General features: G+C 40.5%; 9 protein-coding genes and 3 pseudogenes. 9 read left to right on the top strand and 3 right to left on the bottom strand.

Annotation, left to right across the window (positions count from 1 at the left end; translation table 11 throughout):
* The first annotated feature begins 56 nt into the window (after nucleotides 1-56).
* The 3 genes and pseudogenes from KUH03_RS13775 (at nucleotide 57) to pnp (ending at nucleotide 3763) form a co-directional block, all read left to right on the top strand.
* Entirely contained in the window at nucleotides 57-866 is an 810-nt protein-coding gene (locus KUH03_RS13775; protein WP_257094103.1) for a hypothetical protein, read from the top strand.
* Nucleotides 867-1011: 145 nt separating this feature from the next.
* Nucleotides 1012-1359 (top strand): hypothetical protein, encoded by a 348-nt coding sequence (locus KUH03_RS13770; RefSeq protein ID WP_257094101.1) that lies wholly within the window; start codon nucleotides 1012-1014, stop codon nucleotides 1357-1359.
* Nucleotides 1360-1581: 222 nt separating this feature from the next.
* Nucleotides 1582-3763, top strand: a pseudogene (gene pnp / locus KUH03_RS13765) (polyribonucleotide nucleotidyltransferase).
* 577 nt (nucleotides 3764-4340) lie between these two features.
* Here pnp and KUH03_RS13760 read toward each other — a convergent pair.
* Nucleotides 4341-4667 (bottom strand): DUF493 domain-containing protein, encoded by a 327-nt coding sequence (locus tag KUH03_RS13760; RefSeq protein ID WP_120261478.1) that lies wholly within the window; start codon nucleotides 4665-4667, stop codon nucleotides 4341-4343.
* Between the two features lie 77 nt (nucleotides 4668-4744).
* Nucleotides 4745-7026, bottom strand: a pseudogene (locus KUH03_RS13755) (GH92 family glycosyl hydrolase).
* 143 nt (nucleotides 7027-7169) lie between these two features.
* On the opposite strand from KUH03_RS13755, the gene KUH03_RS13750 reads away from it, so the two are divergent.
* From KUH03_RS13750 to KUH03_RS13740, 3 genes are read left to right on the top strand one after another with little or no spacing between them, the layout of a single operon-like run.
* Nucleotides 7170-7373: a LacI family DNA-binding transcriptional regulator gene (locus tag KUH03_RS13750; RefSeq protein WP_257094099.1), complete on the top strand. Its 204-nt coding sequence runs from the start codon at nucleotides 7170-7172 to the stop codon at nucleotides 7371-7373.
* 2 nt (nucleotides 7374-7375) lie between these two features.
* Nucleotides 7376-7759, top strand: coding sequence for a substrate-binding domain-containing protein (locus tag KUH03_RS13745; protein WP_257094096.1), 384 nt, complete (start codon nucleotides 7376-7378; stop codon nucleotides 7757-7759).
* Nucleotides 7729-8178, top strand: a complete 450-nt coding sequence (locus tag KUH03_RS13740; RefSeq protein ID WP_257094094.1) for a substrate-binding domain-containing protein — start codon at nucleotides 7729-7731, stop codon at nucleotides 8176-8178. Before KUH03_RS13745 ends, KUH03_RS13740 begins: the two co-directional genes overlap by 31 nt.
* Here the strand turns inward: KUH03_RS13740 and KUH03_RS13735 are convergent.
* Nucleotides 8168-8506 (bottom strand): methionine-R-sulfoxide reductase, encoded by a 339-nt coding sequence (locus KUH03_RS13735; RefSeq protein ID WP_257094093.1) that lies wholly within the window; start codon nucleotides 8504-8506, stop codon nucleotides 8168-8170. The two genes, KUH03_RS13740 and KUH03_RS13735, sit on opposite strands and share 11 nt — an antisense overlap.
* 475 nt (nucleotides 8507-8981) lie before the next feature.
* On the opposite strand from KUH03_RS13735, the pseudogene KUH03_RS13730 reads away from it, so the two are divergent.
* The 3 genes and pseudogenes from KUH03_RS13730 to KUH03_RS13720 all read left to right on the top strand — a co-directional run bounded on the left by KUH03_RS13730 (nucleotide 8982) and on the right by KUH03_RS13720 (nucleotide 13293).
* Nucleotides 8982-10243 (top strand): annotated as a pseudogene (locus KUH03_RS13730) (cytochrome c3 family protein).
* A gap of 66 nt (nucleotides 10244-10309) precedes the next feature.
* Nucleotides 10310-11278 carry a TAT-variant-translocated molybdopterin oxidoreductase gene (locus tag KUH03_RS13725; protein ID WP_257094090.1) on the top strand — a complete coding sequence of 323 codons (969 nt, stop codon included), beginning with the start codon at nucleotides 10310-10312 and terminating at the stop codon, nucleotides 11276-11278.
* Nucleotides 11279-11295: 17 nt separating this feature from the next.
* Nucleotides 11296-13293, top strand: a complete 1998-nt coding sequence (locus KUH03_RS13720; RefSeq protein ID WP_257094088.1) for a 4Fe-4S dicluster domain-containing protein — start codon at nucleotides 11296-11298, stop codon at nucleotides 13291-13293.
* Nucleotides 13294-13298 lie beyond the last annotated feature (5 nt).

Here is a 13298-nt window from a genome sequence, read left to right as displayed (position 1 = left end):
GTTTTGTATTGTTTAAAGTTCCGTTTGATTTACTCGAGGAGAAGACAATTGAAGCCGTGGAATTCTACAGCGATAACAAAAAAGTGGTACATCATGTGAATTATATGTTTAGTGCCATTCCTGATAACTCCATTGATCTTGCTGCTGGCGATCCTTACATAGATAATACCCAAGAAACCGATATGAAAAAGTTGATGCAGTATGAATCTTACCAAACAAATCCTGTCTTTTATACAGGATGGGTTCCAGGAGCCTCTGTTGAATATTATCCAAAGGACTTTGGATGGGTATTGCCTAAAAGAGGCTGCGTAATTTTTACTGTGCATTATTCCGCTGTAGCAGCTGATGAAGAGTCGACTATTGGTGTTAACTTGTATTTTAAGAATAAGCCTATCCAGCGACCGGTCCGTATTATTAGTTTGGGATCAGGTGGCATTGGTGAAAGAGATATCTATCCCCGATTTGTTATTCCACCAAATCAAGTTTCTACTTTTTCACTGAAAGTTCGGACTCCTGAGGATCAATCATTACTATATGTTTGGCCGCATATGCATTATCTCGGAAAAGATTTTCGTGCTTTTGCAGTGACCGCCAACAACGATACGATCCCGTTAATTCATATTCCCAATTGGAATTTTGAATGGCAAGAAATGTATCGTATGAGAAAATTGGTCAAGATACCGGCTGGTTCGACGATCCACGTTATAGGGACTTATGACAATACAAGTGATAATCCACAAAATCCGAATTCACCACCTAAGACTGTTTTTTCTACAGGAAATATGGTGTCTACGGATGAAATGCTAACCTTTCTTTTAATTTATGCTCCCTATGAGTTAGGTGATGAGAATATATTATTGGAATGAGTTTTTAACCGTTACCGTGCGATCATCAAAGGTCTAGGTCTACGTGATATCATCAAATAAGCTTTTGTACAAAGGTTTTTAGGAAAGCCATCCAAATTTTGGATGGCTTTCTTCGTTTTAATTAAACCATTGTTTGTTTTTAACTATGGGAACAGTCCAGAAAGCTTGTGCAAGCTCTTTTGAATCGCGGAAGTTTTTACTGTGGAACAAGATCATTTGGCAACTCATATTGATTGATCCAGCAACAACCGTTCGACGGGGATTCGGGCGCTGTTCGGCGATTCTTCGTGAGTGCATTGAGATTGCTTCGGGACTGAGTCGGGACAACTTTGGGACTCGTTCGGCTGTTCTTCGGCTGTTGTTTGCCTTGTTGTTGGTAAACAACCGACGCGTTACCGAGCAACTGTCAAACAAGGGGCGAAGCATTCCCGAGGCAGTGTCACAGTTGTCCCGAAGCGGTTGCCTAGCGGATTCGAACACTGTTGGCACTTGAAGGGACTTAAGCGGACTTGAGGGGACTTGAAGGGACTTCGATATGCTTATTGTTCTGGGTGCAAGGATAATCGCTTGTCGTATCTTGGTCGTTTTGATGATTTAGCATTATGTTAATTGCATTAATCTTAATATTTTAATTTACCTTTGTGCTGAAATCTAACGTATTTAAAATATCGGCACGCTGCCAACAAGATGAAAAGCGTGTCAAAAACAAGATTAAATGAATTACAACGAAATTAAAACAACCATCGATATGGGTAATGGCACCCAAATCGAATTGTCTACAGGAAAATTAGCGAAACAAGCTGATGGTGCTGTAGTATTAAAACAAGGTGATACGATGTTGCTTGCAACTGTCGTTTCTGCCAAAGAAGCTAAATCTGGTGTCGATTTTCTACCCTTTCAGTAGATTATCAAGAGAAATATGCGGCCACAGGTCGTATCCCAGGTGGTTTCTTACGTCGTGAGGCTAGATTGTCAGACTATGAAGTATTGATTTCTCGTTTGGTAGATCGCGCATTACGTCCATTATTCCCTGAAAACTATCACGCAGATACACAAGTTGCCATCAGCTTAATCTCTGCTGATAAAGATATCATGCCTGACGCTTTAGCGGGTTTGGCAGCATCTGCTGCAATTGCAGTTTCTGATATTCCTTTTAACGGTCCTATCTCAGAAGTTCGTGTAGCGAAAATTGACGGTCAATTGGTCATCAATCCAAAATTATCTGAACTTGAAAATGCAACTTTAGAATTTATTGTTGCTGGTTCTGCTCAGGATATCGGTATGGTGGAAGGTGAAGCGAAAGAAATTTCAGAAGCTGAAATGGTTGAAGCAATTGCTTTTGCTCACGAGGCTATCAAAAACAAGTTGCTGCACAGGTAGAATTGGCTAATTTGGTTGGTAAAACTGTGAAACGTGAGTATAATCACGAGCCTGAAAATCTTGAATTGAGAGATTCTATTTTTGCTGCTACTTATGATAAAGTATACGCAATTGCAAAATCAGCTTCTGCGAAACATGACCGTTCTGAAAACTTTGCAAAAATTGCGGAGGAATACAGAGCAACAATGCCTGAAGAATTGGATGATGACACAGCTTTCTTATTCAAAAATATTTCCACGATGTTCAGTATGATGCTGTCCGTAATCTAGTTTTAGATGAAGGCATGCGTTTAGATGGACGTGATGTACGTACTGTACGCCCGATCTGGTCTGAAGTGGATTACTTGCCAGCAGCACACGGTTCTGCTGTATTCACACGTGGTGAAACACAATCTTTGACTTCAGTTACTTTAGGCGCTAAAGACGATGAGCAAATGATTGATGGTGCTTTTATCAACGGTTATAACAAATTTATACTTCACTACAACTTCCCTGCATTTTCTACAGGTGAAGTAAGACCAAATAGAGGTCCTGGTCGTCGTGAAGTTGGTCACGGTAACTTGGCGATGCGTTCATTGAAACAAGTATTACCTGCAGATAATGAAAACCCATATACAATCCGTGTGGTTTCTGATATTTTGGAATCCAATGGTTCGTCTTCCATGGCGACGGTATGTGCCGGCACATTGGCTCTTTTGGATGCTGGTGTGAAGTTGAAAGCTCCTGTATCTGGTATCGCAATGGGATTGATCTCTGATGAGAAAACTGGTAAATATGCAATTTTATCGGATATCTTAGGCGATGAAGATCACTTAGGTGATATGGACTTTAAGGTAACTGGTACGGAGAAAGGTATCGTTGCTTGTCAGATGGACTTAAAAATCAATGGTTTGAAATGGGAAGTGTTGACAGGCTTTGGATCAAGCGAAAGAAGCTCGTTTACACATCTTAGGTGAAATGAAGAAAACCATTTCTGCTCCACGTGAAGACTACAAACCACATGCACCTCGTATCGTTCAATTGTTGATCGATAAAGAATTTATCGGTGCTGTGATCGGTCCAGGTGGTAAGATCATCCAAGAAATGCAACGTGAGACTGGTGCAACAATCTCTATCGAGGAGGTTGATAACAAAGGTGTCGTTCAGGTGTTTGCAGACAATAAAGCTGCAATTGATGATGCTGTAGGTCGTATCAAAGCGATTGCTTCTAAACCTGAGATCGGTGAAACTTACGAAGGTAAAGTAAAATCAATTATGCCATTTGGTGCATTTGTTGAGATTATGCCGGGTAAAGATGGTTTATTGCACATCTCTGAAATTGACTGGAAACGTCTTGAAACAATGGACGGAATCTTCAAAGAAGGTGATAAAGTAACGGTTAAACTGTTGGATATCGACAAGCAAGGTAAGATGAAACTTTCACGTAAAGCTTTATTGCCTCGTCCTCCAAGAGAAGATAAGCCAAAACAAGATAACGCCAATGGCGAAGCTCCCGTAGCTGGTGCCGGTCAGGAATAAGCTTATTCTTGAACTTATATATAAAAGCCCGCTATTAGCGGGCTTTTTTGTGGGCTTTATTTGATTAACTCGTTGATATTCTTTAAATTATGGTTCGAATATATTGTTTTCTCTTCTTATTGTTATTATATGGTCCTGTTGGGGCACAAGTATTAAAAATACGGATACAGTCCGTATGTATAATGCGGTGGAAATTTTCTTGAACCGAAGGGGGATGCATAATTTTAAGACCCATTGGCTAAACTATCTAAAGGAAGTTATGAGGGAAGGTCGGTTGGATAAAGCGATATATGCTGATCATATATTTGAGATAATCGTCACAAAAGACGGGATACTATTGGATAGGAAAAGTGATTCTAAAGATCCTGTTCTAATTGATTTTCTAAGAAAGCAAAAAGATGGAGCCCAGGGATTCAATCCGGGCGCCCGATATGTTATCTTTTGAAACTCAAAGTTCCGAAAGAATTGTTTGATAAGGTAAAAATGGGGAATTGATTGTTCGAGGGGATTTGGTCACGCAGGAACTTCTTGGATCATAAACAAAAGAGGCTGTCATTTCGACAGCCTCTTTTAGTTTTTATAACATAATAACACCTTTTATCTTGGCAACTTCTTTGTAGAAGTAAATGACCTGATCTGCATCTTTTACATTCAGGTTGACCGTGATTGAGGTATATTTTCCTGTTTTGGAATCCTTGAAGTCAAACCGTGCATCAGTATCATCAAATACACGTTGGATCTGGTTGAAATGATCCTGATCCTTTGGTAAGATAAACTTATAGGTATAGTCTTTTGGAAAGGTCTCCAAATCTTCTAATCTTTCTTTGAAGCTTTCATAGAAGTCTTTTGGATTCTCGCCACCATCAGGGATGTCTTGTATATTGATGTTTTTGTAATCTGCCATTTTTTGTTCTCCTTAAATTTATATAATAAGGTATTAACAAATATTAATCCATGAATGTTTTGCTGACAATTTTTCAGTTAATTATTGTCAACGCTTGTAGGTCTGTCCGCTTTGTTTTTTCCAAAGTTTTTATTCGGCGTAGCGCTCATCTCAATTTCCATCTGGCCACCCCGTAGCAATTGTGCATGTGTGATGAAAGTCTTGGTATAAGGTTTTCCGTCCAATTTGATCGATTTGATGTATTGGTTTGCTTTACCTTGGTTTTTGACCGTGATCGCTAAAGTTTTGCCATTTGGCAAATTGATGTTGGCATGTTCCATCATCGGCGAACCAAATACATACACACCACTCATAGCATTCAATGGATAGAATCCCATCGCCGAGAATACGTACCATGCGCTCATCTGACCGACGTCATCGTTACCACAAAGTCCTGCCGGTGTATTTGTATAGAAATCGGTCATCGCTTTACGCGCCAATGCAGCACCTTTCCATGGCTGTCCTGCATAGGCATATAGATAAGGAATGTGGTGGTTAGGCTCGTTACCTTGTGCATATTGGCCGATTAGTCCTGAGATATCGGGGGAAGCTTCTCCACCGAGATCTGAAGACATGGTTGTGAAGTAATCTAGTTTCTTTAAAAATTGCTGTTCGCCGCCAAAAAGATTGATCAAACCTGTCACGTCTTGTGGTACCAACCACGTATATTGCCATGCATTCCCTTCACAGTAATCATTTTCACGGTGCTTGGCCATTAATGGATCAAAAGGTCTGCGGAAGTCACCATTGGCTTTCCTACCAACGAAGTGACCAACTTCTTTGTCAAAATATTGCTCATATAATTTATAGCGTTTTTTGAAATAAGCAGCATCTTCTGTCTTTCCTAATTTCTCGGCAATTTTATAAGCGCCAAAGTCGGCGATAGCATATTCCAATGCCCAAGCAACGGATTCATTCGGCATACTGTCGATGGGAATATACGTCAGGTCGCGCGCAAATTTCAACCCATGGTCATTGCCCATAGCGGTTGTTTTGACAGCTTCCCATACCAAAGGATAATCCTTCTCATCGATGATTCCTTTTAAGAAGGCATCTGCGATGACCGGAATGGCCGGCAGGCCAACCATGGTGTTGGTTTCGTTACCCTGCAAATGCCACATCGGTAACTTCCTTGTTGTTGATATATAGCAAGCATGGTTTTGATAAAATCCTGATTGATTTTACGGTCTTCAAGGATGGTCATCAGTGGATGAAGCCCACGATAGGTATCCCATAGGGAGAATACGGTATGATTGACAAAATCTTGCTTTTCGTAAACCTGTTTATCCGTACCCAAATAATCACCGTTTGCATCGTTGAAAATTGTAGGGGCGAAGTAGGTGTGGTATAAAGCTGTATAGAAGATTGTTTTTGTATCCTTATCTGCTTCAAACTGGATTTTGTTCAAGGTTTTATTCCAACGTTGATCTGCTTCTTGCTTTACTTTCTCAAAATTCCAGCCTGGAATCTCCGCATTGATATTATTTAAGGCATTGGTAGAGCTGACTGGTGAAATACCGACTTTAAGTTCAATGTTCTTGTTTTTAGCCGCATCGAAGAAAAGTGCTGCTTTGATCGCTTGTCCTTTGAAGGTTGTCTGACCGAATTTTTCATCTTTGCCATCAAAGAATCTAACCTTTTGGATAGGTTGCGAAGTTTTTATAGCAAAGTATAGCTTTTGGTCACTGGCCCAGCCTGTGGAGAAACGATAGCCAACGAATGTAGAATCATTGATCTGTTTGATATAGGTATCAGTTGGTTTATCCCAATTGATGTGATAACCCAGATCAACTAAAATATGGGCATTGTCTGTTTTTTCGTATCGGTATTGGTGGTAACCAACTCTTTCTGTTGCTGTGAGATTGGCCTGAACTTTATAGTCATCCAGATAGGCACTGTAAAATCCGGGTTTAGCGACTTCATTTTCCTTTTTGAATGATGAGCCATAGCCTGTATTCATTTTGTTGAATTCTGCAGGTGTTAATTGTAGCTTGCCATTCGCCGGAACGATCATAAGATCATTGAGGTCACCAATGCCTGTTCCGCTCAGGTGGGTGTGGGTAAAACCCAATATTTCCTGGCTTTTGTAATTGTAGCCGCTGCACCAATCCCAGCCATTGAATTTGTCCCAGATCTGTGGGATCTGCGTTGGGCCAAGTTGTACCGCACCTAGAGGTACATTGGCTCCGACAAACACGTGTCCGTGATCTGCTGATCCAATAAATGGATTGACATATTGTGTTAAATTTTGCTGAGCTTGAACGCAAAATGGTAAAATTAGCGTGCCCAACACTGTTGTGATGAGTTTATTTCCTGTCATAGGTTTTGTGTTCGGGTATTTGAAACTGCTTAAAATTAGTAAATAAAACCTTTTAGCGCAATTTTATTATTATTTTAGTAAATTGTCGTTAAATTTTTTACTTTAGTAATCTTCGAAATAAAAACTTAACAAACCTACTCTACATGAAGAAACGTATTCTGATCAGTGATATCGCAAAGGCGTTGGGAATTTCTGTAACTACAGTATCCTTTATTTTGAATGACAAGGCAAAAGAGAAGCGTATCAGCGAGGCGTTGACCAAGCGCGTATTGGATTATGTCAAGAAAGTAGGGTATAAGCCAAATGAATTGGCGAAAAGCTTGCGAACCGGAAAACCAAGATTTTAGGTTTGATTATCGAAGACATCTCGAATCCATTTTTTGGTAATATCGCGCGTCTGATCGAAAGTAAAGTCTACGAGCAGGGATATCGCATTATTTACTGTAGTACCAACAATGATGTCGAGAAGGCGAAGGAGCTGATCCAGATGTTTTACGATCGTCAGGTCGACGGTTTTATCATTACGCCTTCGGACGGTTTAGAGGATACTGTCAAGCAGTTGCAGCAAAGTAATATTCCTGTTGTACTTTTCGACCGTTACTTTCCGGGCCTGGAGACAGACTATGTCGGCGCAGATAATTTTCAGGGGCTTTCGATGCGACCAGCCATTTGTGTCAACAAGCCTATAAGCGTATCGGCTTTGTGTCTTTATACTCGGATCAGACCCAGATGAAGGAGCGTTCGGAGGGATATCTGAAAGCGATGGATAATAATAAGCAACAAAGTTTTATCCAGAAGGTGCAAATGGATGCTTCGGATGACGAAGCAATGGAGTCACTAAAAGATTTTATTTGTGAAAATCGTTTGGATGCTGTTTTATTTTCAACCAATTATCTGGCGATTTCCGGGTTAAAGGCTTCGAAGAAATATAATTTTGCCATGCCTGCAATGATCGCCTTCGATGATCATACCGTATTTAAATTACTAGAACCATCCATCACTGTTGTTTCACAGCCGATCAAGGAGATCGCAGAAAATCTGATCAATATACTTTTGCTCCGTCTACAGGGCAAAATAAAAGCAACACGTAAGATGGTGTTGCCTTGTGAATTGAAAATTCGTGAGTCGACAAAAGCAAAGGTTACTTTGTAGTATCAGTATCCGCTACGAATTTCATTGAAATAGAATTGACGCAATGGCGCGTGTTTTTTGCCGTGAAACCTTCGCCAAGGAAAACATGCCCCAAATGCGCACCACAATTGGTACAGAGGATTTCTGTACGGCGTCCATCTGCATCCGTGATCCGCGTGATTGCTTCAGGGATCTCATCATCAAAACTAGGCCAGCCACAACCAGATTCAAATTTTGACTCCGAACGGTACAGTGGACTATCGCAACGTCGGCAAATGTAAGTTCCTTTCACTTTGTTGTCCAAAAGTGCACCCGTAAAAGGACGCTCCGTCCCTTTATGCACAATCACATATTCCTCTTCTTTGCTTAACGGGTTGTGTTTTTATTCGTTTCCATTTTCGTAGTCTGTTTAATGTTCTGCTGACCCTGACAGGAATAGCCCATTAGGAACAAGCAGATACAGTAGCTATATAATAGCGTTTTCATACCTATAAAGTTACGAAATTAATATCGGAAAATGTTTTTTTAGCCCGGAATGATCTTGATATTCAGGTATTTTAAATTGTCATAGTAATGTCTTATATTTGATAGGCGTACCGTGATGAAAAGTTAAGGCAATTGATGTACTTCGTTCGTATAATAGGGATTTAACGTGGTTTAAATGCAATTGTTTAGAATGATTATAAATTGATATTAAAGGTCACAAAATTGTCAGCGATTTGTTAATAAATCATACTTTTGTGGCATTGTTAGGGGGTAGTGGCTCCTTTAACCATGGGAGTTAATTTTTTACATTCACAAATAAATAGTATAAAGTGCTAAATATGAGAACTATCTCATCCGTTTTGGGAAGCCTTGCGAGGGTGGTGTCAACGAGTTTGATGCTATTATTTGCCGTTACGACGTTGCATGCGCAAGATGTCAAGGAAGGTGAAAAAATCTTCAAATCTAAGTGTACATCCTGTCACGCCATTGACAGAAAAGTAGTTGGTCCTGCTTTGAAAGGAGTTCCAGATACTAAATCTGAAGAATGGTTGATTAAATGGATCCGTAACTCTCAAGCTCTAATTGCTTCTGGTGATGCTGAAGCGGTTAAAATCTTCGAAGAGTACAACAAATCTGTGATGACTTCTTTTACGGATTTATCTGATGATCAGATTAAATCTGTCATTGCGTTTATCAAAGATGCCTCTGTAGAGAAGCCGAAAGGTGATACTCCTGGTGGCGCTGCTGCAAAAGATGACAATGCGTCTATGTTCATGATCTTGGGCTTGATCGCGGTTGTTGTTTTAGCAGTTGTTGTGATCGTGGTGTTGAACCGTGTGATCCGTACCTTAGAAAATGTTATTGCTAAGAATCAGGAAGCTATTGCGGCGCAACAAGAACCTGAAGACAGTCAACGTTTTGTGAAGTTTGCGAAAGCATTCGTTAAAAACAAAAAATTGGTTGGATTCACTGTGTTGATGCTTGTTGCTTTATTGGCAGTAGGTGGTTGGAAGACGATGTGGAACGTCGGTGTTCACGAAGGTTACAAACCTGTTCAACCAATTAAGTTCTCACACCAAATCCACGCTGGTGTAAATAAAATTGAGTGTCAATACTGTCACGGTGGTGCATTTAAATCTAAAAATGCTTCTATTCCATCGGCTAACGTATGTATGAACTGTCACAATACAGTCACTGCATCAGAGCACTATGATGGTGAGATCTCTCCAGAAATTGCTAAAATCTATCGTGCATTGGATTGGAATCCTGAGACACGTACTTACGGTAACAATCCTAAGCCAATTCAATGGGTTCGTATCCACAACTTGCCTGATTTCGCTTACTTCAATCACTCACAACACGTTGTGGTAGCAGGAGTCGAGTGTCAGACTTGTCACGGTCCGATCCAAAACATGGAAGAAGTATACCAATACTCTCCATTGACGATGAAATGGTGTGTTGATTGTCACAAAAGACAGATATCAAATCAGATAATAAATATTATGAAGATTTGATCAAGGCACACGAAAGAATTAAGAAAGGTGAGAAAATGACTGCAGCCATGATCGGTGGTCTTGAGTGTGGTAAATGTCACTATTAATAATTATTTGAAATACGCAATCTTATATACAGCTTAAATGGATAGCAATAAAAATATTGGAAAGGTTTGGAAGAGTTAAATCAAACTCCTGCTTTCGTTGAGGGAAGCAAGGGTGAGTTTGCCGAATCTATTCCTGTAGAAGATGTATTAAACGAAGCTGGCTTGAGTACAAAAACTCCTCGCCGTGACTTCTTGAAAGCATTAGGTTTTGGTTTGGGTGCTGTTTCTTTAGCGGCTTGTAACCGTACTCCTGTGCATAAGGCAGTTCCTTATTTGATTAAACCTGAAGAGGTAACTCCAGGTATCCCTAACTATTATACGTCGACATTCAATGGTCAAAGTATCTTAGTTAAAACTCGTGAAGGTCGTCCTATCAATGTTGAACCTAACCCTAATGCAATTGGTTTGAACCAAGGTTTGGATTCAACGACTGCTGCTTCGGTATTGGATTTATATGATGAATCTAAATTGAAGCAAGCGCAATTGAAAGGTCAAGATGTGGAGTGGTCTAAATTGGATGGGGAAGTTGTTAAAGCATTGACTGCTGCTGCATCTTCTGGTAAACAAATTACGATCGTTTCGAATACAGTAAACAGTCCTTCAACTTTGGCAGCTATCGCTGCTTTCGCAACGAAATTCCCTACAGCGAATCATGTACAATACGATGCTGTTTCTTACAGCGGTATTATCGAAGCAAATAAAGCTTCTTTTGGTAAAGCTGTAGTTCCTTCATACAATTTTGATAAAGCAAATGTAATCGTTTCAGTTGCTGCCGATTTCTTAGGAACTTGGTTGGCAGGTGAAGAGCATACACAACAATACGCTAAAAACCGTGACTACAAATCATTGAAAAATGGAAAAATGTCACGTCACGTGCAATTTGAGTCTGGTCTTTCAATGACTGGTACAAATGCTGATGCGCGTATTGCTATCAAACCTTCAGAAGAAGGTGCTACCTTGATCGCTTTATATAATGCAATCACTGGTCAAACATTGGCTGGTGCGACTGCAAACAAAAAAGCGCAAAAGGTGTAGCCCTAGCGGCGAAAGAATTGGTAAACAGCAAAGGTGCTGCCGTAGTTGTTGCTGGTTCAAACGATGTGAACGTTCAGATATTGGTCAATGCAATCAACGTTGCATTGGGCGCTTACGGTACAATCATTGATTTAGATAACTATTCTAAACAATACCAAGGTTCGGATTCTTCTTTCCAAGCTTTCTTAGCTGCTGCTAAAGGTGGTCAAGTGGGTGTGGCGTTCTTCTTGAACAGCAACCCTGTATATGACTACTTCAAAGCGGATGATGTAAAAGCGGCTTTGAAACAGATTCCTTTCACATTATCATTCGCACAACGTGCTGATGAGACTGCGTCAGAATTGACTGCGATCGCTCCTGCAAGTACTTTCTTGGAGTCTTGGGGTGATGCTAACCCGAAAGAAGGTTTGTACTCTATCGTTCAACCGACAATCAATCCTGTTTTCCAAACGCGTCAAGCTGAACAAAGCTTGTTGACTTGGGCAGGAAACACAACAGATATGTACAACTTTGTTAAGAACTTGTGGTCTACACAAATCTTAGCTGGTTCTACGAAAAACTGGGATGCTGTATTGCAAACTGGTTTTGAATATAAAGGCGCTAAAGCTGCAACTGCTCCTGCATTTACAGGAAATGCTGCTGCTGCCGCTGCTGCAATCGAAACTTCTAGCAAAGCAATCACTGGTGAGTTTGAATTGAAACTTTACGAACCTTCTGCTCTTCGCGATGGTCGTTACGCAAACAACGCTTACTTACAGGAATTGCCTGATCCAGTATCTAAAGTAACTTGGGACAACTATGCTGCCCTAAATCCAAAAGATGCTGAAAAACTAGGTTTGGGTGAAGATGGTAAAGTGACTGTAAAAGCAAATGGTGTTGAATTGGAATTGCCAGTTGTACAACAACCAGGTCAAGCACAAGGAACTGTTTCAGTTGCTGTAGGTTACGGTCGTACGAAAGTTGGTAAAGCAGGTAATGAAGTTGGTAAAAACGCATTCCCATTTGCTTCTATCATCAACGGTACTGTTCAAGGTGTTGCAAAAGCAACTGTAGCGAAAGCTTCTGGAACTTACCAATTGGCACAAACACAAACACATCACACCATCGAAGGTCGTAACGTGATTCGTGAGACTACGTTTGCGAAGTATTTGAAAGATCCTAACTCTGAGGCAGGACGCTTTACAGATAATCACAAAACGTACGATTTGTGGAACAAATATGAGCAACCGGGTCACAAATGGGTGATGGCGATCGACTTGAACGCATGTACAGGTTGTGGTGCTTGTATCGTTGCTTGTAACGTAGAGAATAACATCCCTGTTGTAGGTCGTGATGAGGTTCGTCGTCGTCGTGAGATGCACTGGTTACGTATCGACCGTTACTATACAATCGAAGGCAAAGATCAAGATCTGACAAAAGAGAAAGAGATTGCGAAAGCTTCAGCTGAATTGGATTTCGAAGATATCACTGTTGTTCACCAACCCATGTTGTGTCAGCACTGTGGTCACGCACCTTGTGAAACTGTATGTCCGGTATTGGCTACAGTACACTCTTCAGAAGGTCTGAACCATATGGCTTACAACCGTTGTTTCGGTACACGTTACTGTGCGAACAACTGTCCGTTCAAAGTACGTCGTTTCAACTGGTTTGCATACTGGAATGATTCACGTTTTGATAACTACTTGAACAATGAGTTCACACAATTGGTATTGAATCCAGATGTAGTAACTCGTTCACGTGGGGTAATGGAAAAATGTTCGATGTGTATCCAACGTATCCAAGGAGGTAAATTGAAAGCTAAGATTGAAAATCGCAAAGTTAAAGATGGCGATATCCAAATGGCTTGTCAACAAGCATGTTCGGCAAATGCAATTATTTTTGGTGATGCGAATGATCCAGAATCAGAAGTTTCCAAAGCATTACGCAATGAGCGTGTTTATTACGTACTTGAGGAAATCAATGTTCAACCGGGTATCGGTTATATGACAAAAGTTAGAAACACTTTTGAGGCGTAATCTTG

The organism is Sphingobacterium sp. E70 (genome assembly GCF_019285695.1).
GTDB lineage: Bacteria > Bacteroidota > Bacteroidia > Sphingobacteriales > Sphingobacteriaceae > Sphingobacterium > Sphingobacterium detergens.
This window is presented reverse-complemented; position numbering and strand designations above follow the sequence as displayed.

Excerpts from the sequence above, each read along its gene's own strand:
- KUH03_RS13770 (WP_257094101.1), top strand. The coding sequence starts at position 1,012 with ATGGGAACAGTCCAGAAAGCTTGTGCAAGCTCTTTTGAATCGCGGAAG.
- KUH03_RS13760 (WP_120261478.1), bottom strand. The coding sequence starts at position 4,667 with ATGGCAGATTACAAAAACATCAATATACAAGACATCCCTGATGGTGGC.
- KUH03_RS13750 (WP_257094099.1), top strand. The coding sequence starts at position 7,170 with ATGAAGAAACGTATTCTGATCAGTGATATCGCAAAGGCGTTGGGAATT.